Source organism: Maricaulis sp. (assembly GCF_017643475.1).
Classification (GTDB): Bacteria; Pseudomonadota; Alphaproteobacteria; order Caulobacterales; family Maricaulaceae; genus Maricaulis.
The window spans coordinates 15351-35285 of the sequence record NZ_JAEPNI010000004.1; the positions used below are offsets into that span (position 1 = coordinate 15351).

Annotated in this window: 22 protein-coding genes and 1 tRNA gene; 7 read left to right on the top strand and 16 right to left on the bottom strand. The window is 59.8% G+C overall.

Annotation, left to right across the window (positions count from 1 at the left end):
- Positions 1 to 21: 21 nt before the first annotated feature.
- From nuoI to JJ889_RS13645, 11 genes are all read right to left on the bottom strand, one after another.
- Positions 22 to 510: an NADH-quinone oxidoreductase subunit NuoI gene (gene nuoI / locus JJ889_RS13595; protein WP_291896013.1), complete on the bottom strand. Its 489-nt coding sequence runs from the start codon at positions 508 to 510 to the stop codon at positions 22 to 24.
- A gap of 5 nt (positions 511 to 515) precedes the next feature.
- Positions 516 to 1595, bottom strand: coding sequence for an NADH-quinone oxidoreductase subunit NuoH (nuoH, locus tag JJ889_RS13600; RefSeq protein WP_291896015.1), 1080 nt, complete (start codon positions 1593 to 1595; stop codon positions 516 to 518).
- Between the two features lie 6 nt (positions 1596 to 1601).
- Positions 1602 to 3695 carry an NADH-quinone oxidoreductase subunit NuoG gene (nuoG, locus tag JJ889_RS13605; RefSeq protein ID WP_291896017.1) on the bottom strand — a complete coding sequence of 698 codons (2094 nt, stop codon included), beginning with the start codon at positions 3693 to 3695 and terminating at the stop codon, positions 1602 to 1604.
- 3 nt (positions 3696 to 3698) lie between these two features.
- The gene (locus JJ889_RS13610; RefSeq protein WP_291896020.1) at positions 3699 to 3908 is read right to left on the bottom strand and encodes a hypothetical protein; all 210 of its coding nucleotides are present in this window, start codon (positions 3906 to 3908) and stop codon (positions 3699 to 3701) included.
- A 5-nt stretch (positions 3909 to 3913) separates the two neighbouring features.
- Positions 3914 to 5227 (bottom strand): NADH-quinone oxidoreductase subunit NuoF, encoded by a 1314-nt coding sequence (nuoF, locus tag JJ889_RS13615; RefSeq protein WP_291896022.1) that lies wholly within the window; start codon positions 5225 to 5227, stop codon positions 3914 to 3916.
- Between the two features lie 2 nt (positions 5228 to 5229).
- The gene (nuoE, locus tag JJ889_RS13620) at positions 5230 to 5895 is read right to left on the bottom strand and encodes an NADH-quinone oxidoreductase subunit NuoE (protein WP_291896024.1); all 666 of its coding nucleotides are present in this window, start codon (positions 5893 to 5895) and stop codon (positions 5230 to 5232) included.
- A complete protein-coding gene (locus tag JJ889_RS13625; protein WP_291896026.1) occupies positions 5892 to 7094 on the bottom strand; it encodes an NADH-quinone oxidoreductase subunit D in 1203 nt (400 codons plus the stop codon). The genes nuoE and JJ889_RS13625 overlap by 4 nt, the downstream gene beginning before the upstream one ends.
- 3 nt (positions 7095 to 7097) lie before the next feature.
- Entirely contained in the window at positions 7098 to 7700 is a 603-nt protein-coding gene (locus JJ889_RS13630) for an NADH-quinone oxidoreductase subunit C (protein ID WP_291896028.1), read from the bottom strand.
- 21 nt (positions 7701 to 7721) lie between these two features.
- The gene (locus tag JJ889_RS13635; RefSeq protein ID WP_291896030.1) at positions 7722 to 8285 is read right to left on the bottom strand and encodes an NADH-quinone oxidoreductase subunit B family protein; all 564 of its coding nucleotides are present in this window, start codon (positions 8283 to 8285) and stop codon (positions 7722 to 7724) included.
- 3 nt (positions 8286 to 8288) lie between these two features.
- The gene (locus JJ889_RS13640; RefSeq protein ID WP_291896032.1) at positions 8289 to 8657 is read right to left on the bottom strand and encodes an NADH-quinone oxidoreductase subunit A; all 369 of its coding nucleotides are present in this window, start codon (positions 8655 to 8657) and stop codon (positions 8289 to 8291) included.
- Between the two features lie 228 nt (positions 8658 to 8885).
- The gene (locus JJ889_RS13645) at positions 8886 to 9338 is read right to left on the bottom strand and encodes a hypothetical protein (protein WP_291896033.1); all 453 of its coding nucleotides are present in this window, start codon (positions 9336 to 9338) and stop codon (positions 8886 to 8888) included.
- Positions 9339 to 9464: 126 nt separating this feature from the next.
- Between JJ889_RS13645 and JJ889_RS13650 the strand changes: the two genes are divergently transcribed.
- The 4 genes from JJ889_RS13650 (at position 9465) to JJ889_RS13665 (ending at position 13109) form a co-directional block, all read left to right on the top strand.
- On the top strand, positions 9465 to 10139 hold the full coding sequence (locus tag JJ889_RS13650) for a DUF599 family protein (protein WP_291896034.1): 675 nt from the start codon (positions 9465 to 9467) through the stop codon (positions 10137 to 10139).
- A 52-nt stretch (positions 10140 to 10191) separates the two neighbouring features.
- Positions 10192 to 11025 carry a metal-dependent hydrolase gene (locus JJ889_RS13655; RefSeq protein WP_291896035.1) on the top strand — a complete coding sequence of 278 codons (834 nt, stop codon included), beginning with the start codon at positions 10192 to 10194 and terminating at the stop codon, positions 11023 to 11025.
- A gap of 90 nt (positions 11026 to 11115) precedes the next feature.
- Complete coding sequence (locus JJ889_RS13660; protein WP_291896037.1) at positions 11116 to 12666, top strand: AbgT family transporter; 1551 nt, start codon at positions 11116 to 11118, stop codon at positions 12664 to 12666.
- 14 nt (positions 12667 to 12680) lie between these two features.
- A complete protein-coding gene (locus JJ889_RS13665; RefSeq protein WP_291896039.1) occupies positions 12681 to 13109 on the top strand; it encodes a hypothetical protein in 429 nt (142 codons plus the stop codon).
- Here JJ889_RS13665 and JJ889_RS13670 read toward each other — a convergent pair.
- From JJ889_RS13670 to JJ889_RS13690, 5 genes are all read right to left on the bottom strand, one after another.
- Positions 13041 to 13742 carry a GyrI-like domain-containing protein gene (locus tag JJ889_RS13670; RefSeq protein ID WP_291896041.1) on the bottom strand — a complete coding sequence of 234 codons (702 nt, stop codon included), beginning with the start codon at positions 13740 to 13742 and terminating at the stop codon, positions 13041 to 13043. The two genes, JJ889_RS13665 and JJ889_RS13670, sit on opposite strands and share 69 nt — an antisense overlap.
- 155 nt (positions 13743 to 13897) lie before the next feature.
- Positions 13898 to 13974: transfer RNA gene (locus tag JJ889_RS13675), tRNA-Asp, on the bottom strand.
- A gap of 97 nt (positions 13975 to 14071) precedes the next feature.
- Positions 14072 to 14470, bottom strand: a complete 399-nt coding sequence (locus JJ889_RS13680; protein WP_291896043.1) for an ArsI/CadI family heavy metal resistance metalloenzyme — start codon at positions 14468 to 14470, stop codon at positions 14072 to 14074.
- Positions 14467 to 14796, bottom strand: a complete 330-nt coding sequence (locus JJ889_RS13685; RefSeq protein ID WP_291896044.1) for a metalloregulator ArsR/SmtB family transcription factor — start codon at positions 14794 to 14796, stop codon at positions 14467 to 14469. Before JJ889_RS13685 ends, JJ889_RS13680 begins: the two co-directional genes overlap by 4 nt.
- Before the next feature lie 58 nt (positions 14797 to 14854).
- Entirely contained in the window at positions 14855 to 16144 is a 1290-nt protein-coding gene (locus JJ889_RS13690) for an adenosylmethionine--8-amino-7-oxononanoate transaminase (RefSeq protein ID WP_291896046.1), read from the bottom strand.
- Positions 16145 to 16187: 43 nt separating this feature from the next.
- On the opposite strand from JJ889_RS13690, the gene bioF reads away from it, so the two are divergent.
- The 3 genes from bioF to JJ889_RS13705 all read left to right on the top strand — a co-directional run bounded on the left by bioF (position 16188) and on the right by JJ889_RS13705 (position 19934).
- Complete coding sequence (bioF, locus tag JJ889_RS13695; protein WP_291896048.1) at positions 16188 to 17366, top strand: 8-amino-7-oxononanoate synthase; 1179 nt, start codon at positions 16188 to 16190, stop codon at positions 17364 to 17366.
- Positions 17363 to 18025 carry a dethiobiotin synthase gene (bioD, locus tag JJ889_RS13700; protein ID WP_291896050.1) on the top strand — a complete coding sequence of 221 codons (663 nt, stop codon included), beginning with the start codon at positions 17363 to 17365 and terminating at the stop codon, positions 18023 to 18025. The genes bioF and bioD overlap by 4 nt, the downstream gene beginning before the upstream one ends.
- Positions 18026 to 18200: 175 nt before the next feature.
- Positions 18201 to 19934 carry a DUF1800 domain-containing protein gene (locus JJ889_RS13705; RefSeq protein WP_291896051.1) on the top strand — a complete coding sequence of 578 codons (1734 nt, stop codon included), beginning with the start codon at positions 18201 to 18203 and terminating at the stop codon, positions 19932 to 19934.
- Position 19935: the final 1 nt, after the last annotated feature.

The window sequence follows — 19935 nt, forward strand, 5'->3', positions numbered from 1 at the left end:
GTTTTACAATGCACCGACAGATCAGCGGTACGGTGCATCAAGTTCCAGGTTCTTGGCGATTTCGCGTTCCCAACGGTCACCGTTTTCGAGCAGTTTCGCCTTATCGTAATAGAGTTCTTCGCGGGTCTCGGCCGCGAATTCGAAGTTCGGACCTTCCACCACTGCATCCACCGGGCACGCCTCCTGGCAGAAACCGCAATAGATGCATTTGGTCATGTCGATGTCGTAGCGCGTGGTGCGGCGGGAGCCGTCTTCACGCGGTTCGGCCTCGATGGTGATGGCCTGCGCCGGACAGATTGCCTCGCAGAGTTTGCAGGCAATGCAGCGCTCTTCGCCATTGGCGTAGCGACGCAGAGCGTGCTGGCCACGGAAGCGCGGGCTGAGCGGACCCTTCTCGAAGGGATAGTTCAGCGTCGCCTTCTTCGTGAAGAAATAGCGCATGCCCAGTCCGAATGCGGACCAGAAATCCATCAGGAGCGCGCCACGGATAGCTTGAGAGATACGGCTCATCACAATCACCCTTGAGCGCCGTAGACGATGTAGGCGCCAACCACGGCAACCGCGACGAGAGAGGCCGGCAGGAAGATTTTCCAACCCAGGCGCATCAGCTGGTCATAGCGGTAACGCGGTACGAGAGCCTTCACCATGGCGAACATGAAGAAGAAGAAGACAACCTTGATGGCAAACCAGAAGAAGTACCACAGGCTGGAGACGAGATACGGCCAGCTGGACGTGTCGAGTTCGAACGGCGGGTTCCAGCCCCCGAAGAACAGGATCGTCGTCATGGCACACATCAGGACGATGTTGAGATACTCGCCGACCATGAACAGCAGGTACGGGGTCGAGGAATACTCGACCTGGTAACCGGCCACGAGCTCGGATTCGGCTTCCGGCAGGTCGAACGGCGGACGGTTGGTCTCGGCCAGGGCCGAGATAAAGAAGATGATCGCCATCGGCAGCATGACGATGAACATCGGCCAGCCATCCTCGATCAGTGCGCGACCGGCGAGGAAGTTCCAGTTCCAGAAACCACCCGCCTGAGCCTCGATGATGTGCGTCAGGCTCATGGAGCCCGCGAACAGCAGCACAGTGACGATGATGAAGCCGATGGAAACCTCGTAGGAGACCATCTGTGCCGCCGAGCGCAGCGCGCCCAGGAAGGGGTATTTCGAGTTCGACGCCCAGCCACCGATGATGATGCCGTAGACACCCAGCGAGGACATGGCGAAGAGGTAGAGAATACCCACATTGATGTCGGAGATGACCCAGCCCGGAGCGACCGGCACGACAGCCCAGGTCACAAAGGCGAGGATCAGCGTGATCAGCGGCGCCAGCAGGTACATCGACCGGTCCGCGCCGGCCGGCACCACGATCTCCTTGAAGACGAACTTGAAGAAGTCGGCAAAGGACTGAAGCAGACCAAAGGCGCCAACCACGTTCGGGCCCTTGCGCATCTGGACCGCGGCCCAGACCTTGCGGTCCATCAGCAAGAGGAAAGCCAGCGAGATCAAGAGGACGATCACGAAACCCAGGATCTGCAGCACGGCCATGCCGAACCCGCCCCAGACGCCAAATTGTGCAACAAAATCGCTCATCAAGGCTTACTCCGCTGCGACCTTGGCCGGTTCGGAACGCAGGGCGGAACAGGCCGCCAGGGTTTCCGACGCTCGGGCGATCGGGTTGGTGAAATAGAAGTTGGAGACAGCCGAGGTGAAGGCCTCGTCCGCGACATCGCCGGCCTGGCCAACAGCCTTGGCGTCGAAGTCGGCAGCGCCTTCAGCGCCCGACGCATGGTCGATACCAGCGAAGACCGGGTGGTCCTCGAACAGTTTCATGCGCAGCTGTTCCAGATTGTCGTACGGCAGTGTCTTGCCGAGTCGCTCGGACAGCGCCCGGAAGATGGCCCAGTTCTCTTTCGCTTCGCCTTTCGGAAAGACGGAACGCGAAGCCAGCTGAACACGGCCCTCGGTGTTGACGAAAATGCCGTCCTGTTCGGTCCAGGCGGCGCCCGGCAGGATCAGGTCGGCGCGGTGTGCGCCATTATCGCCGTGCGAACCGACATAGATCACAAAGGCATCGCCAAAGCTGGACATGTCCAGCTCGTCAGCGCCCAGCAGGACAACCGTGTCCAGCGCCGTGGACTGCATGCCCGCCACGTCATGACCGCCCTCGCCCGGCAGGAAGCCGAGATCGAGACCGCCGACACGCGATGCGGCCGTGTGCAGTACGTTGAAACCATTCCAGTCTTCGCTGATTGCGCCAACGGCAGCCGCCAGATCGCCCGCTGCATTGAGCACCTGGGCGCCATCACCGCGGGTTAGAGCGCCGGAGCCGACAATGATCATCGGGCGTTTGGCGTCTTTCAGCGTCTTGATGAAGCCGGAGCGCTTTTTCTTGAGACCGGCCAGGTCCTTGGCGCTTTCGCCGACATGCTCGTATTCATACGTCAGATCAACAGCTTCACCGATAACACCGACCTTGGTGTCATTGTTCAGCCAGGTCTTGCGGATACGGGCATTGATGATCGCGGCCTCAACACGCGGATTGGTGCCAACCAGCAGGATGGCGTCCGCGTCCTCGATACCGGCGATCGTGGAATTGAACAGATAGTCCTGGCGGGCTCCGCCACCGATTTTGGCGCCGTCCTGGCGACAATCGATGGAAGCAACACCCAGCGCATCGGCGAGATCCTTGACGGCCTTGAGCTCTTCAACAGAGTTCATATCACCGGCAACAACACCGATTTTCGAGGCGTCACCGCCCAGTTTTTCAGCGGCAATCGTCAGCGCCTCGGTCCAGTCAGACGGACGCAGCTTGCCGTTTTCACGCACATACGGGCGATCCAGGCGCTGTTTGCCCAGGCCTTCCCAGGCGTAACGTGTCTTGTCGGAGATCCATTCCTCGTTCACGCCCTCATGGACGCGCGGCAGGATACGCAGAACCGCCGGACCGCGATTGTCGACGCGAATGTTGGAGCCAACCGCGTCCATCACGTCGATGGTCTCGGTCTTTTTCAGCTCCCACGGACGCGCGTTGAACGCATACGGTTTGGAGGTCAGAGCGCCAACCGGGCACAAGTCGATGACGTTACCGGACAGCTCGCTCTCGACCGCGCTTTCCAGATAGGTCGTGATTTCAGCATCTTCACCGCGACCGATCATGCCGATCTCCGGCGAGCCGGCCACTTCGGTGACGAAACGGACACAGCGCGTACACTGGATACAGCGGGTCATCTCGGTCTTGATGATCGGACCCATTTCCTTGTCTTCAACCGCGCGCTTGTTCTCCGGGAAACGGGAACCGGTACGGCCATAGGCCAGGGCCTGGTCCTGAAGATCACACTCACCACCCTGGTCACAGATCGGGCAATCCAGCGGGTGGTTGATCAGGAGGAACTCCATCACACCTTCGCGGGCCTTCTTGACCATCGGGGACAGCGTATTCATCGCCGGCGGCTCACCATTGGGGCCACCGCGCATGTCTTTCACCTGCATCGCACAGGACGCAGCCGGTTTCGGCGCACCGACCAGCTCAACGAGGCACATGCGGCAATTGCCCGCCACGGACAGGCGCTCGTGATAACAGAAGCGCGGAATCTCGCGCCCTGCCTCTTCAGCCGCCTGCAACAGCGTGTAGGAATTCGGTACTTCGATTTCCTCGCCATCGACGATAATTTTGCGGAGATCTTCGCTCATGGCCTAGTCTTTCGCCTTCAACAGGGTCGAGAGTTCCTCGATCGTATTCTGCACTTTGAATTCGCCGGCATAGGACGCATTGGGCAGACAGGTGACGACGCTGCCGCCCTTGTCGTGCTCCCGGATGGTCGCAATGGTGTCGACGCGCAGCAGCATCTTCTCACCCTTGTGGGACATCACCGGAATAAACCGCGGATTGCCGAAGAAAGTCATCTCCATCACTCCGCTGCGACCGACTGGCTGACGAAGACAGGTTTGCCTTCGCGGTAATTGTTGATCCGCTCTTCAATCTCGTGACGGAAGTGGCGAATGAGACCCTGGACCGGCCATGCAGCCGCATCACCCAGGGCACAGATCGTGTGACCTTCTACCTGGCCGGCGACGTCGAGCAGCATGTCGATCTCTTCGATCGTGGACTCGCCTGCCGCCATGCGGGTCAGGACGCGCCACATCCAGCCGGTGCCTTCGCGGCACGGCGTACACTGGCCGCAGCTCTCGTGACGGTAGAAGTACGAAATCCGGGCAATCGCCTTCACCACGTCGGTGGACTTGTCCATGACGATGACGGCAGCCGTACCCAGACCGGACTTGTGCGCGGAAAGCGCATCGAAATCCATCAGCACGTCGTCGCAGATATCCTTGGGCAGCAGGGAAACCGAGGAACCACCAGGAATGACGGCCTTGAGATTGTCCCAGCCCCCGCGAACACCGCCGGCATGTGTCTCGATGAGCGTTTTCATCGGGATCGACATGGCTTCTTCGACGTTACAGGGATTGTTCACATGACCCGAGATCGAGAAGATCTTGGTGCCGACATTGCGCTCACGACCGAAGCTGGAGAACCATTCCGCGCCGCGACGCAGGATGGTGCCGGCAACCGCGATCGACTCGACATTGTTCACCGTGGTCGGGCAGCCATAAAGGCCGGCATTGGCCGGGAATGGCGGCTTCAGGCGCGGTTGGCCCTTCTTGCCTTCCAGGCTTTCCAGCAGCGCCGTTTCCTCGCCACAGATATACGCACCAGCCCCGTGGTGGATATAGACGTGGAACGGCCAGCCATTGGTGTTCTTCTCGCCGATCAGCTTGGCCTCATAGGCCTCCTTGACGGCTTTTTCGAGCGCCAGGCGCTCGGTGACGTACTCGCCACGCAGATAGATGTAACAAGCGTGCGCCTGCATCGCGAAGGAGGCGATCATGCAGCCTTCGATCAGGAGGTGCGGATCATGACGCATGATCTCGCGGTCCTTACACGTGCCCGGCTCTGATTCGTCGGCATTGACGACGAGATAATGCGGACGCGCGCCCACTTCCTGCGGCATGAAGGACCATTTCAGGCCGGTCGGGAAACCGGCGCCACCGCGGCCACGCAGGCCGGAGGCTTTCATCTGGTCGATGATCCAGTGACGGCCCTGTTCAAGGATGTCCTTGGTGCCATTCCATGCGCCACGCTGTTTGGCAGCCTCCAGCCCCGGGCTGTGATGACCAAACAGGTTGGTGAAGATACGATCTTTATCCTGGAGAAGCTCTACCATGATCAGCCCTCCGCCTTCTCTGTGTTCGGCAGCTTGATCTTCTTGGCCTTTGAACCGTCATAGAGGCTCGGATCAGACAGAACAGACGTGCCGTGCGGCTCGGACGCGTTGCGCTCGGATTGCGGGCCGTACTCGACCTTGTTTCCGGCGGCCAGATCGTCGAGCAGTTTCTCGAATTTCTCGGCGTCGAGATCCTCGATGTAATGGTCACCCTCGCCATTGGCGAGCTGGATCATCGGGGCGTTGGCGCAGGCGCCCATGCATTCGACCTCAACCCAGGTGAACTTGCCGTCTTCGGAAATCTCGTGCTGCTTGCCGATCCGGTTCTTGCAGATCTTGATCAGCTCGTCAGAGCCACGCAGCATGCACGGTGTCGTGCCACAGACCTGGACCAGATGCTCACCGACCGGGGCCAGGTTGAACATGGTGTAGAAGGTCGCGACTTCGTAGACGCGGATATAGGGCATATCCAGACGCGAGGCGATTTCGCGGATTGCCGGTTCGGACACCCAGCTTTCCTGCTTCTGCGCGATCCACAGCATCGGGATGACGGCAGAGGCCTTTTTCTCTTCCGGGTACTTGCCCAGCCAGAACTTGATCTCGTCTTCGCTCTTCTTTTTGAAGGCGAAGCTATCCGGCTGCTCTTTTGCGAGACGGCGAACGCTCATCGGTCGATCTCCCCGAACACGACGTCCAGTGAACCAATAATGGCGGATACGTCAGCGAGCATGTGCCCGCGATTGAGGTGGTCCATGGCGGACAGGTGGGCAAAGCCCGGCGCGCGGATCTTCACGCGATACGGCTTGTTGGTACCGTCGGCCACGAGATAGACGCCAAACTCGCCCTTGGGCGCTTCCACACAGGCATAGACCTCGCCCGCATCGACATGCACACCCTCGGTGTAGAGCTTGAAGTGCTGGATCAGGGCTTCCATGGACTGTTTCATCTCGGCGCGACGTGGCGGAGAATGTTTGGAATCGGTGGCCAGCACCTCACCCTGGTTCTCGTCCTGCATCAGCCAGTCACAGCACTGGATCATGATCTTAACGGACTCGCGCATCTCCTCCATGCGGCAGAGATAGCGGTCATAACAATCGCCATTCTTGCCAACCGGGATGTTGAACTCGAGCTCGTCGTAAACTTCATACGGTTGCGCGCGGCGCAGGTCCCAGGCCATGCCGGAACCGCGCACCATCACGCCGGAGAAACCCCATTCCAGGGCCTCTTCCTTGGAGACGATACCGATATCGGCATTGCGCTGTTTGAAGATGCGGTTTTCCGTCAGCAGGCTGTCGATATCGTCCAGCGCCTTGGGAAAATCATCACACCACTGGCGGATGTCCGCGAGCAGTTGCGGCGGCAGGTCCTGGTGGACACCGCCAACGCGGAAATAATGCGCGTGCATACGAGCACCACAGGCGCGCTCGTAGAAGATCATCAGCTTCTCACGCTCTTCAAAACCCCAGAGCGGCGGCGTCAGCGCGCCCACATCCATGGCCTGGGTGGTGACGTTGAGAAGATGGTTCAGGATCCGGCCGATTTCCGAATAGAGCACGCGGATATACTGGCCACGGCGCGGCACGGTGACACCAGCCAGACGCTCTGCAGCCATGCAGAAAGCGTGCTCCTGGTTCATCGGCGCGACATAGTCGAGACGGTCGAAATAGCCGATACCCTGGAGATAGGTCTTGTGCTCGAGCAGTTTCTCGGTACCGCGGTGCAAGAGGCCGATATGCGGGTCAACGCGTTCGACAACCTCGCCGTCCAGCTCCAGCACGAGGCGCAGAACACCGTGTGCCGCCGGGTGCTGGGGACCGAAATTGATCGTGAAGTTACGTTCGGAGGTTTGCGCCTGATCATCAGCCATGATTTAACCCTCCGCCTTCTCGTCGCCCGGGAGCACGTATTTCGCGCCTTCCCACGGGCTCATGAAATCAAAGTCGCGATATTCCTGGACCAGTTCGACCGGCTCATAGACGACGCGTTTTTCTTCTTCATCCCAGCGCACCTCGACATAACCCGTCAGCGGGAAGTCCTTGCGCAGCGGATAACCCTCGAAACCATAGTCCGTCAGCAGACGGCGCAGGTCCGGGTGGTTGGAGAATGTGATGCCATACATGTCGAAGGCTTCACGCTCGAACCAGTTGGCGACCGGGAACAAGTCGCAGATCGAGGCGACCGGGGTCTCCTCGTCGACGCAGAGTTTCACGCGGATACGCTGGTTCTGCTGCATGGACAGCATGTGATAGACGACCTCGAAACGCTCGGCGCGTTGCGGATAGTCGACACCACAGATGTCGATCAGCGTGGTGAACCGGCAGGTCGGGTCATCGCGCAGGAAACGGATGACGTCCTCGATACGGTCGTCGTGGATCTCAACCGTCAGCTCGCCGTGGGCGATTGACCAGTTGGTCACAGCCGTCTCCTGAGAGGCGGCGATGTGTTCACCCAGCGTTTTGAGAGCTTCGCTCATTCATCTCTCCTGGTGCGCGGATCAGCGCTCGATCGAGCCTTCGCGGCGGATTTTCTTCTGCAGCTGCAGGATGCCGTAAACCAGCGCCTCGGCTGTCGGCGGACAACCCGGCACATAGACATCTACCGGCACGATGCGGTCACACCCGCGAACGACCGAATATGAATAGTGGTAATACCCACCCCCATTGGCACAGGACCCCATGGAGATGACGTAGCGCGGCTCGGGCATCTGGTCGTAGACCTTGCGCAGGGCCGGAGCCATCTTGTTGGTCAGCGTGCCGGCCACGATCATCACGTCGGACTGGCGCGGGGATGCACGCGGAGCAAACCCGAAACGCTCGACGTCGTAACGTGGCATGGAGGCCTGCATCATTTCAACGGCGCAACAGGCCAGACCAAAGGTCATCCACATCAGCGAGCCGGTGCGCGCCCAGGTGACGAGATCGTCGGCAGCCGCAACGACGAACCCCTTGTCAGCGAGGGCGTCGGACACGCCATCAAAGAAGGGATCGTGTTTCTTCGGGTCATAGTGCGGGACGGCAGCGCGTCCGGCCATGCCATTCGGGGTGAGATCAGAGGCCATGACTTACTCCCAGTCCAACGCGCCTTTTTTCAGCTCGTAAACGAAGCCGATGGTCAGCACGCCGAGGAAAACCATCATCGACCAGAACTCGAACTCGCCGAGGTGTTCCCGCAGGGTGACCGCCCATGGGAAGAGGAAGGCGACTTCCAGGTCGAAGATGATGAAAAGGATTGCCACCAGGTAGAAGCGGACATCGAACTTCATCCGCGCATCGTCGAATGCTTCAAAGCCACATTCATAGGTGGAGACTTTTTCCGGGTCCGGCTTTGACGGTGCGATCACGAAGGCCGCAAGCATGAAACCAATCCCGATAACGGCAGCAATGCCGAAGAAGATGAGGATCGGAAGGTAGTCGAGAAGAAGCGTGTCCATGATCAGCACTCGCCGGGTCCGAATTTCAGCTCTCGGGCGAAGATCTGGAACACTGGCGTGACCCGCGGGGAGCGAATCAGAAACGCCAAGAAGAGCCCCCGCCCGAATTTTGCCGGAAGCTAGATCGCACCGGCGCTTCGGGCAAGGGCAAAACACCGCCGGAGTTCAGTTCTCTACCGCTTTATCCGCAAAGAGGTTTCCAGTTGCGAACAGGTCGCAGAAAACGGGCTATTTTGCGGTGATCCCGAGTACGGATTTCCAGAAATTCACACGCAAAAAGGGCGAGCGCAGCGAAAACGCGCGGTCCGGGAAGATATGCCAGGGCTTGTACCCCCATTCCCGAATCTGTTGCCGTGCCTGGTCACCAAGGCCAGCCGCATAGGCAGCAGCGATGGCAGCGCGCCGAGAACACCAGGAAGAGCGCGAGCGACGGAACTCGGCCAGCGCACGCCCCTCGATAGCGCCGACGTGCTGGAAAACTGCGCGCAAGCGCACGAATTCCCGCAATCGGGCCACACTATCGAGGGACAGCACGAGCACCCCGAGCACAGCCAGGACAGACAGCCAGAGAAACGGGCTGGCTAGGGCGATAATCAGCGAACTGCCCAGCAGAAGCAGGGGCGGCCAGGTCGCGCGAAGCGACCAGAGCTGGAAATCGAGAAAAGCCTTGGATGTACGCATGCGCCGAGCTTTTCCGCTTCACCGGCAAACAGATAGAGGGACGTGCACGCTGAGCGTCCCCTTGCCTCTTTGCACCGGCCCAGACTCGTGCCGATCTGTCAGCGTGAAGGAAAAACGGGGATTGTCATGCTGGCTGATTACTACGGCGTTATAGGCTTCGCGCTGATCGCCGTCCTTTTTTCGTATCTGGTGGACCACAGCCCCCTGAAAGCCCGCACCCTGTCCGCTCGCATGGACCGCTACAGGTCACACTGGATGAGCGCGATGGCGGCACGGGAAGTCCGCATCGTCGACAGCCAGATTATCAGCGGCTTGCAGAACGGTATCGCTTTTTTCGCCTCAACCGCGCTGCTGGGAATAGGTGCGGCCTTTACCCTTCTCACTGCCCTGGACAATGTCATGGCCGCCGTCCGCGACATCCCGGCGCTTGCTGTCGGGTCTCGAACCCAATGGGAAGTCATGAGCATCGGCCTTCTGATGATCTATGCCTATGCCTTCTTCAAATTCGGCTGGGCCTATCGCCTGATCAACTACTGCGCCGTCCTTTTGGGCTCGACGCGGGATGTGGAACGTGGTGACAGCCCCGACGCGCAATGCCTGAGACAGGCCGAGCTGGCCAGCGAGATGAATGTACTCGCTGGCCGCCAGTTCAATCGAGGACTGCGTGCGCTCTTTCTTTCCATCGGATATCTTGCCTGGATCGCTGGTCCCCTCGCCCAGATCCTCGCAACGGCAGCGATCGCCAGCCTGCTGGCCTATCGCCAGTTCTACAGCCCGGCGCTGGACCTGCTGAAAGATTGACAACCTGCCCTTCCCGGAAAAAAGTGAACAGCGTTCGCTACGGGAGGCAGGCTTGGCTGAAGCTGTGACACCGCAAGACCTGGAGATCTCGCCGCGCAATCTGAAATTCGCGCGGGAGAGCAAAGCCAAGCGTTGGTGGGCAGGCGGCGATCCGATTTCGACAGCCTGGTACAATGCCCTCTCCGTCACCTTCCCAGCTGGCGAGACATTCTTCATCGAGAGTGTGCGGCGCTCTGAAAAACAGGTTCCCGAACAGCTGGCACTACAGATCAGGGCCTTCGTCAAGCAGGAGGCGTTCCAAACGCGCGAACACAATGCCTTCAACGCCCGCGTCAAGGAGGCCGGCTACGATATCGCCCATATGGAGGCAGAGGTTCAGGCCCGTCTCGACCAGGCACGCGAAACGCATCCGGTTGTCCAGCTTGGCCTCACGACGGCGCTGGAACATTTCACGGCCATTTTTGCTCATTCTGCGCTGAAACAGCCCGAATTGCTCAACGGTGCCGACAGGGAAGCCCAGCGCATGTGGGGCTGGCACGCCATTGAAGAGATTGAGCACAAGGCCGTCGCCTTCGACATATATCGCCATGCCACGCGGGACGTGCCGAAGTTCAAGCGCTGGATGATCCGCTCGATGACCTTCCTCAATGTCTCCCGCAATTTCATCACCGGCCGCTGGCGCGAAGCTCTGGATTTGCTCGAACAGGACGGGATAATCGGCTTCAAGGCCCGCTGGAAACTGGCCTGGCTCCTGTGGGGCAAACCGGGGCTGATACGGCGCGTATTCCTGGCTTGGCTGGCCTATTTCCGGCCCGGATTTCACCCCTGGCAGGTCGATGACCGCGCACTCATCGCAGACGCCCAGAAACGGCTCGACCTCGCCTGACGCCAAAATGGCTAGCCCCGCCCTTCCATTCGTTTTATCTCTTTGAGCCAAATCGGGCACAAGTCTTGAGCGTTTCAGGGGAGTTTCAAGGTGAGCATTGGCAATTCAATTCTCAACATGGTTGAGAAAGCGGGGAACCGACTACCGGATCCCGTAACGATCTTTCTGATCCTGATCGGGATCGTAGTCACGGTTTCAGTCTTCGCAGCCGGTTCCGGCCTGGAAGCAACCCACCCGGTCACCGGCGATACAATCGCGGCTCAATCACTGTTGAGCGGCGAGAATATTCGTCGACTGTTGACCGAATACACCCAGATTTTCGTCAACTTCCCACCTCTAGGTCTTGTCCTTGTGGTCATGATCGGTGCGGGCGTTGCCGAACGAACGGGCCTGTTCGCAGCAGGCCTGCGCGCGCTCGTCGGCTGGGTTCCGGCGACCCTTCTGACAGCCACGCTGGTTTTCGCAGGCGTCATGGGCAACCTCGCGGTTGATGCCGGTTACGTTGTTCTCATCCCGCTCGGCGGACTGGTCTTCGCGTCTGTTGGACGCCACCCAATCGCCGGTATCGCCGCGACCTTTGCCGGTGTTTCAGCTGGGTTTTCGGCGAATCTAGCGCCGGGCCCTCTCGAGCCACTGCTGCTCGGAATTACACAGACTGCAGCACAGTTCATCGACCCCGACTGGGGCCTGAACATTCTGTCCAACTACTTCTTCATTGTCGCGCTGACACCAGCGGTGGTAATTGCAGGCACGTTTGTAACGCATCGTATTATCGAGCCGCGGCTTGGCCCATGGACCCCGCCGGGCACCGAGAGCGACGACGCTCCGGAAGCAACAACGCAACTCAGCAGCGCCGAGAATCGCGGCCTGCTCATGGCAGGGCTTGTGCTTCTCGCGATCACAGTCACGGTCGTCTACCTGGTCTGGCCGAGCAATGGCATCCTCTGGGACGCTTCTAGTGAAGGATCCGAGTTGACGCCGTTCTTCAACTCGATCGTCGCCATCTCAATGCTGACCTTCCTGCTTGCGGGTATGGCTTACGGAATCGGCGCAGGAACAATCAAATCCGATAAGGACGTCGTCAAAATGGCCTCGGATGCCATGGGCGACATGGGTATTTATATCGTTCTCGCCTTCTCGATGGCGATGTTCCTGGCTTTGTTTGCCTGGTCCAACCTCGGGACCATTCTGGCCATCGGCGGAGCGGCGACGCTCCAGGAATCCGGCCTTCCGGCACCTGTCCTGCTGATCGCGATGGTGCTGTTGACGGCTGTGCTGAACCTGTTTGTTGGATCGGCCTCGGCCAAGTGGGCAATGCTGGCGCCTGTCGCGGTTCCCATGCTCATGCTGCTGGGGATCGGACCGGACGCGACCACCGCCGCCTATCGTGTCGGCGACGGCGCCACCAATATCATCACGCCGCTGATGCCCTACATGCCGCTGGTTCTGGTCTTTGCACGCCGCTACATGCCGGAATTCGGCCTCGGCAGCCTGATCGCGACCATGCTGCCCTATTCGATCGCGATCCTGATCGTGTCGATGTCGGTGCTGGGTATCTTCGTTGTACTGGATCTGCCGCTGGGCCCGGGCTTTGCCCCGGTCACGATTGATCCGAGCACGCTGACAAGCGGCAGCAACTAGGCGGAGACATCCGCATGAACACATCTGGCGAGCATCGTCGTAACCCGGTCTTCTGGATCGCGTTTGGCACGATGCTCGCCATTTTTGTCTATTCCGGTGCCTGGCTGGTCCTTGATGTCCTGATGAAGCTTGGCATGACGCCGCAGGCCCCCGTGGTGGACACAGGGGCGATGCAGGACACACTTTCAATCTGGAATGACATCGCCTTCTACACGGCGATCGCGCTTACCCTGCCCAGCCTCGTTCTGGCATGGCGCGGAAGCAACCTTGTTCTCATCACCTATGCCTTCGCCATCCTGGCGGCCGTGGTCGACTGGGTGCTGCTGATCAACACGGTACCTGAAACGGCCTCACAACTGGGCTTCTTCGTCTTCTCAGGCCAGCTCTTCGTTTACGTCTACCTGGTCGCATTCGCGCTGCGCCGAAATCCCGCCCTGCGATAGCTCGACAGGCTGACGCAGGATCGTACGCAGGCGGTCAGAGGGCGTGCGGCGCAAGTCACTGAGATAGATCTCGTGGTGCTTTCCGCGCATGCTGGCGCGGGCCTTCGGGATGAAACTGCCGTGCATTTCCTCCAGCACCGGCCCCTCGGAATCAAAACTTCCAAGATGCAGGGTCTGGACACATTCACCCTCGCTCCAGCGCGCCAGGCGAACACGCCGCAGCGTGCCCTCGTCCGTCGCCGCTTCACGCTTGCGATTGATCTTGGCCACCGTGGCTTCCAGCACGCTGTCCAGCAGCGCCAGTTCAATCCAGTCCGGCTGGCGGATCATGGCCGTCCACAGCCATTCATCCTTTTCCCGACGCTGGAACACGGCCTCATCCTCGGCCCACCACAACGCTTCCAGCGGCATCACCGCATAATCACGCTGCAGTTCCAGCTTGGAATGAAATTTGATGTTGTAGGACAGCGCAAACAGCGCCGCCACGGCGCTTGAAAACGCCTTCGACGCATCCGGATCGCCCTTGCCGTCAATCTGCAGGAAGTTCATTTCCGGTACGGTGACGATGTCAAAACGCCCCTTCCGGCCGCTGTAGAAACAGCGGTCTTCCTTCTTCATATCAATTTTTGTCACGATCACCCTCCGAGGTGAGCGAAAACTCTCACCGCGGCGAAGGGGAAATGGAAGTTAAAACTTGTTAGGCTTGCAGGCCGCAACAGCACATTGCGCAAAGAAAAAAGCCGCTCGATTGAGCGGCTTTTTCGGGTCCATCCACTTCTGAAAAGAAGTGGCGCGAGTGACGGGACTCGAACCCGCGACCTCCGGCGTGACAGGCCGGCGCTCTAACCAACTGAGCTACACCCGCAATGTGGCTCGCCGAAGCGAGGAGTGCTGTTTATGCGCGTGCTGGCGCTGGGTCAAGCGACTTTCAGCAGGCAATGCAGCTCGAACTGCACAAGCTGCTATTTCGCCGCAAATTCAGGCGTCTTTCCATAGTCCTCTGTCTGGTGGTGCGTGAAGAAAGCTTCCCACATCACACCGTCCGGATCCGCCGTCCAGCTCTTCTCGGACTTGTGGTAACAGCATGTCGTCATGCCCTCGGGAAGATAGGGGGCTTCTGCAGACTTCATGCGATCAAACACGGCGTTGAGTTCGTCCTCGCTCTCGGTTTGCAGGCCTGCATGGGTGAAACCATGGGCCTCCGCCGTCTCCTCGATGACAAAATTCATGCGTGGGTCATCGATCAGCCACTTGGCATACCCCTCGCGCACAACTGTGGGCTCGGTGCCGAACAACTGGGTGTAAAAGGCGATGGACCGGTCGAGATCCTCAACGTTGAAGCTGACATGAAGACGTTTCATGGCGTGATACTCCTGATTCTGGGGGAGGACGCGCTGCAGCAATCGTGCAGCAGGAAATCGGCTACCGAACGCAGTGTGTCCAGCTGTGCCCGATAGATTATCGAACGCCCCCGCCGTGTGCCCTCGACCAGGCCGGCCCGTGACAACTCCTTCAGATGGAAAGAGGCGGTGGGCGACGGAAGGGACAATTTTTCGGCGATCGCCCCGGCTGCGAGCCCGGCCTCAGCCGGGTCCTCCGCCTCCCAGCTAACCAGCAGCCGGAAGATATCCAGACGGGAATCATGGGCGAGAGCGCCCAGGGCAGAGATGGCGTCATTCTTTTTCATATTTCCAATGTAGTGAAAATGAGATCTGACGCAAGGTCATTTTCACAATTTTGGAAATTTAATTGAAATGTTCTCCCGCCCAGACCTTCGTAACCGATAGCGTTGCCGATATGAGTTGGTCGAGCTCATCTCGGGAAATCACATAGGGCGGCATCAGATAGATGATGTTTCCAAACGGCCTCACCCAGACACCAGCATCGACAAATCGCGCCTTCAGGGTTTCAAGATCCGGCAGGCTTTCAAATTCCATCACACCGATAGCTCCCTGCCAGCGGACATCAACAATACCCGCAAACTCCCGCGCCTCGGGAAGTTGTTCCGCAAACACCGCCTCGATGGCGGCGACCTGCTCAAGTCGCGGCTCGTTTTCAAACAGGTCAATGGACGCGTTGGCGGCCGCGCAGGCGGCCGGATTGCCCATATAGGTGGGTCCGTGCATCAGCGCCGCGCCAGCATCATCCGACCAGAAATCCGCAAACAGCCGGGAAGACGCAATCGCGGCGGCCAGTGGCAGGGTCCCGCCGGTCAGCGCCTTTGATACGGTCATGATGTCGGGGACCACACCGGCCTTCTCACAGGCAAACATCGTCCCGAGACGTCCAAATCCGGTCATGATTTCATCGAGGATCAGCGGCAAACCGTGCCGGTCACAAATCTCGCGGAGATACCGCAACGTTTCAGGCGTATGGAATTTCATCCCGCCCGCACCCTGGACCAGCGGTTCAGTGATGATGCCTGCGATCTCGCCCTTGCGTTCCGCGACCAGGCTTTCGAACCGGACCCGGCTCTCTGTATCGCATGGAAGCTCCGTCACGATCTGCTGCTGCAGACCACCTGCGAACAGGCTGTGCATGCCCTCCTCCGGGTCACACACCGACATCGTCGCCAGCGTGTCGCCGTGATAGCCGCCCTTGAAGCAGACGAATTTCGTATGGCCGCGCTCACCGCGATTGATCCAGGACTGGATCGCGATCTTCATCCCGATCTCGACCGAGACAGATCCGCTTTCGCAGAAAAAGACGTGGTTGAGATCCCCCGGCGCCAGCCTAGCCAGGCGCGCTGCAAGTGTTTGCGCGGGTTCGTGTGTGAGACCGCCGAGCATGACGTGAGGCACCTTGTCGATCTGGTCCCTCACGGCGGCCATGATGTGCGGATGACGATAACCATGGCACACCGTCCACCAGGACGAGACGCCATCAATGAGGCGGCGACCATCTTCCAGCTCGATGAAGACGCCTTCCGCTGAACGCACTTTCAGTGCCGGCGGTGTGGATTTCATCTGGGTATAGGGGCGCCAGACATGATGGTCGGCAATGTTGAACGGCAGATCAGGTGTGTTTTGGGTCATGACCGGGCTTTAGCAGGCGGGAAATCTGTGCGACAGGGCCCATATGCAATCAATTTCGCCATCGCTTGAACGTTTCACGTCCCGCAAGCTGGCCGGGCTGGAAAAACGCCAGCTGCGCCGCCGGCTCCAGGAATCCAATAATTCCGCCGGCATGCAGGTCGAGCGTGACGGCCGGACCTATGTGAATTTCTGCTCGAACGACTATCTGGGCCTGGCCAATGATCCGGAAGTAATCCGCGCCGCCCAGCAGGCCGCCGCAAAATATGGTGCCGGCTCGGGTGCGTCCCGACTGGTCACCGGCGGGCACCACCTGCTGTTTGAACTTGAGCGCCGCCTGGCCGCGCTCAAAGGCAGCGAGGACTGCATCGTTTTCGGCTCGGGTTATCTGGCTAATCTCGCCATCGCTCCGGCGTTGCTGGGGGCCGGCGATCTGGTGCTGGTCGACGAGCTGGCCCATGCCTGCATTCATGCAGGTGCCGAGCTCTCCCGCGCCGAGATCCGCAAGTTCCGCCACAATGACCTGGCCGACGCCCGCGAGATCCTGACTGCCGAGCGCGCGGATTATCGTCACGCCATGATCATGACCGACGGCGTGTTTTCCATGGATGGCGATTTCGCTCCCCTGCCTGAACTGCTGGCTCTGGCCGAGGAGTTCGAGGCCTGGACGCTGGTCGATGACGCTCATGCTGTTGGCGTTGTTGGTGAGGGCAAGGGCTCGTCCGCGCACTTCTCTCCAGCTGCCATGCCGCCCCTTCAGATGGGGACTCTGTCCAAGGCGCTGGGCAGTTACGGCGGCTATCTGTGCGCCTCACGCAATGTCTGCGAGCTGCTGCGGACCCGCGCACGGCCGCTGGTTTTCACCACGGCCTTGCCCCCTGCCAGCATCGCAGCCGCTCTTGCGGCGCTGGATATCGTTGAGCGCGATGCGGAACGCCGGGAGCGCCCGCTCACGCTGGCGAGGCGTTTTTGCGCTGCAGCGGGCCTGCCGGCTCCGGCCTCTCCCATTGTGCCGGTACTGCTGGGATCGGAAAGCCGCGCGCTCAAAGCGTCCATGGCATTGCAGGATGAAGGTTTTCTGGTCACCGCCATTCGGCCACCGACCGTTCCGCGCGGCACCGCACGCCTGCGCATCACCTTCTCGGCCACCCATGTCGAGGCGGACATTGACCGACTGGCGCAATGCGTGCGAGTGATCCTTGAGGAGACCTCGGAGACAGCGTGAACCGCAGACCGATCTTTTTTACCGGAACCGGAACCGACATCGGCAAGACACACGTGCTGTGTGCCCTGCTGGAAATCTACCGTTCCGTTGGCGGCCGCGCCCGTGTTCTCAAACCCGTCCTGTCGGGTTTCGACAACTCTAACGCTCTGGAATCCGATTCGGCCCGGTTGATCCGCGCCAATGGCGGCACAATGGATGCCGAGACGCTCAAGAAAACCACGCCGTGGCGATTCAAGGCTGCGCTCTCGCCTGACATGGCCGCGCGCCGTGAACAGCGCGAACTGACACTTGACCCGATCGCCTCCTGGTGCAGTGACCAGTGCAGTTCAAGCCGCCCGACCTTTGTCGAAGGAGCCGGCGGCATCATGTCTCCGATCGCACAAGACGGTCTCAATCTCGACCTGTTGCGGGAACTCGACGCCTTTCCGGTCCTGGTGACCGGTAATTATCTGGGCACGATATCCCACACGCTGACGGCACTACGCGTGCTGGACGGCCGCGCTGCTGTCATCATCAATCCACGTCCCGGCGATCCAGTCGAGGCAAATGAAACGGCAGCCAGCCTTCGCCGGTTCTCCCCGCGCGCCGAGATCATCGAATACGACGCGAACCGCCCGGAACGATTGCTCCGGATCGTCGACCTCGCCTTGCGTGACTAGGTCAGCGCAATCTGAGTCAACTTCCCGCCTGGCCAATCACGTCGAGTTTACGATGTGAACCTTTCGGGCGACGGGAATCGCCTTCCAATCCGTATAATCATCCTCAGAATGTCTTGGAGAGATCGCAAACTCCTGCCCGCACAGATTGGGCCGGAGCATTTCAAGCGGGGAAAGTATGCGCAGTATTGTTCGTGTCGCGGCCCTTGGACTGGGTCTTGTCGTTGCTGCCTGTAGTGGCGGCGGTGGTGGATCAGGTAGTGGCTCGGGTAGCGGCGGTGGAACAACGCCGCCTCCCCCACCTCCGCAGAATCAAAGCCCGACGCTGGAACAATCTTCCAAATTCCTTGGGCAGGCGACGTTCGGCCCGACTTACGAGGAAATCGAAGATCTGTCGGTCAGCACGTTTTCGCTCTGGTACCGAGATCAGCTGACCCGACCGGCGACGCTGCACCTAGACGCTTTGATCGCCAATGGCGTTCTCAACGATTTCTCGACCTTCCGGGGGGCTTCGGACGCCTATTGGGCAGGTCTGATCGATGGCGATGATCAGTTACGGCAGCGCATGGCCTATGCGCTCTCGCAAATCCTGGTTGTCTCGGAGGGCCAGGGTTCTGTACTGGCCGGCCGCCCACTGACCACCGCCCACTACATGGACATTCTCATCCGCAATGCCTTTGGCAATTACCGGGACATCCTCGAGGAGGTTACCTATTCGCCGGCCATGTCAGCCTATCTGACCTATCTCTACAATGTTCGCGAGAATATGGAGAATGGCCGCGTCCCCGACGAGAATTACGCACGCGAGATCATGCAACTCTTCACCATCGGCCTGGTCGAACTGCGCATGGATGGCAGCGTCGTCACCGACAATGAGGGCCGCCCGGTTGAGACCTATGACAATACCGATGTAACCGGCCTCGCCCGGGTCTTCACAGGCCTGGGCCTGCGCGGCGAAAATTACTGGCCGTCCGGGGATGATGAGAGCATCTACTACACGCCGCTCCAGATTTTTCCGGACTATCACTCGACGAGCGAGAAAACTTTCCTGGAAACGACAATTCCAGCGAATACCGATGCCGAAACCAGTATCGACATCGCCCTGGATACGCTCTTCAATCATCCCAACCTCGCGCCCTTTATCAGCCGCCAGCTGATCCAGCGGTTCACCACCAGCCATCCGACACCGGCCTATGTCCAACGCGTGGCGACCGTGTTCGAGAACGGCAGCTATCAATTCCCCGATGGACAGAATGTGGGAACAGGCCAGCGCGGAGACCTTGCAGCTACGCTTGCCGCAATCCTGATGGATGATGAAGCCCGCCAGGATCCGGCAACAGCGCCCAACGAGTTCGGCAAGGTGCGGGAACCGGTTCTGCGCTTTGTACACTGGGCACGCGCCTTCCACATAACCGGCTCTGAAGCCTGGCGCGAGGATTTCCTGTGGGACACCTCCTCCAACGGCACGCTCGGGCAGCACCCTTTCCGGTCGCCATCAGTCTTCAATTTCTACCGACCGGGCTACATCGCGCCTGGATCTGCGACCGGGGCAGCGGGACTGACCGCCCCCGAACTCCAGATCGTCAACGAGGCCAGCATCATCGGTTTCACCAATTTCCTGAGTGCCTTCATCACAGACGCCACCTGGGGCGATGACCGGACTGAAACCCTCGGCTTCCACCCGGTCTATGACGATGAGATGGCGATCGCAGGCGATATCAATGCCTTGATCGACTGGCTCGACATGACATTCACAGCAGGAACTTTGAGCGTGGAAACCCGCACCCGAATGTCAGACATCCTCGAGACGATCGTGATCGATGGCGAGGACCCCGGCCCCGGGCAGAGGGGGCGGGTGCAGACGGCCGTCCTGCTCATTCTCACCTCACCCGACTACATTGTTCAGCGCTAGG

Coding starts and splice junctions, on each gene's coding strand:
- nuoI (WP_291896013.1), bottom strand. CDS start 510: ATGAGCCGTATCTCTCAAGCTATCCGTGGCGCGCTCCTGATGGATTTC.
- nuoH (WP_291896015.1), bottom strand. CDS start 1,595: ATGAGCGATTTTGTTGCACAATTTGGCGTCTGGGGCGGGTTCGGCATG.
- nuoG (WP_291896017.1), bottom strand. CDS start 3,695: ATGAGCGAAGATCTCCGCAAAATTATCGTCGATGGCGAGGAAATCGAA.
- JJ889_RS13610 (WP_291896020.1), bottom strand. CDS start 3,908: ATGACTTTCTTCGGCAATCCGCGGTTTATTCCGGTGATGTCCCACAAG.
- nuoF (WP_291896022.1), bottom strand. CDS start 5,227: ATGGTAGAGCTTCTCCAGGATAAAGATCGTATCTTCACCAACCTGTTT.
- nuoE (WP_291896024.1), bottom strand. CDS start 5,895: ATGAGCGTTCGCCGTCTCGCAAAAGAGCAGCCGGATAGCTTCGCCTTC.
- JJ889_RS13625 (WP_291896026.1), bottom strand. CDS start 7,094: ATGGCTGATGATCAGGCGCAAACCTCCGAACGTAACTTCACGATCAAT.
- JJ889_RS13630 (WP_291896028.1), bottom strand. CDS start 7,700: ATGAGCGAAGCTCTCAAAACGCTGGGTGAACACATCGCCGCCTCTCAG.
- JJ889_RS13635 (WP_291896030.1), bottom strand. CDS start 8,285: ATGGCCTCTGATCTCACCCCGAATGGCATGGCCGGACGCGCTGCCGTC.
- JJ889_RS13640 (WP_291896032.1), bottom strand. CDS start 8,657: ATGGACACGCTTCTTCTCGACTACCTTCCGATCCTCATCTTCTTCGGC.
- JJ889_RS13645 (WP_291896033.1), bottom strand. CDS start 9,338: ATGCGTACATCCAAGGCTTTTCTCGATTTCCAGCTCTGGTCGCTTCGC.
- JJ889_RS13650 (WP_291896034.1), top strand. CDS start 9,465: ATGCTGGCTGATTACTACGGCGTTATAGGCTTCGCGCTGATCGCCGTC.
- JJ889_RS13665 (WP_291896039.1), top strand. CDS start 12,681: ATGAACACATCTGGCGAGCATCGTCGTAACCCGGTCTTCTGGATCGCG.
- JJ889_RS13680 (WP_291896043.1), bottom strand. CDS start 14,470: ATGAAACGTCTTCATGTCAGCTTCAACGTTGAGGATCTCGACCGGTCC.
- JJ889_RS13685 (WP_291896044.1), bottom strand. CDS start 14,796: ATGAAAAAGAATGACGCCATCTCTGCCCTGGGCGCTCTCGCCCATGAT.
- JJ889_RS13690 (WP_291896046.1), bottom strand. CDS start 16,144: ATGACCCAAAACACACCTGATCTGCCGTTCAACATTGCCGACCATCAT.
- bioF (WP_291896048.1), top strand. CDS start 16,188: ATGCAATCAATTTCGCCATCGCTTGAACGTTTCACGTCCCGCAAGCTG.
- JJ889_RS13705 (WP_291896051.1), top strand. CDS start 18,201: ATGCGCAGTATTGTTCGTGTCGCGGCCCTTGGACTGGGTCTTGTCGTT.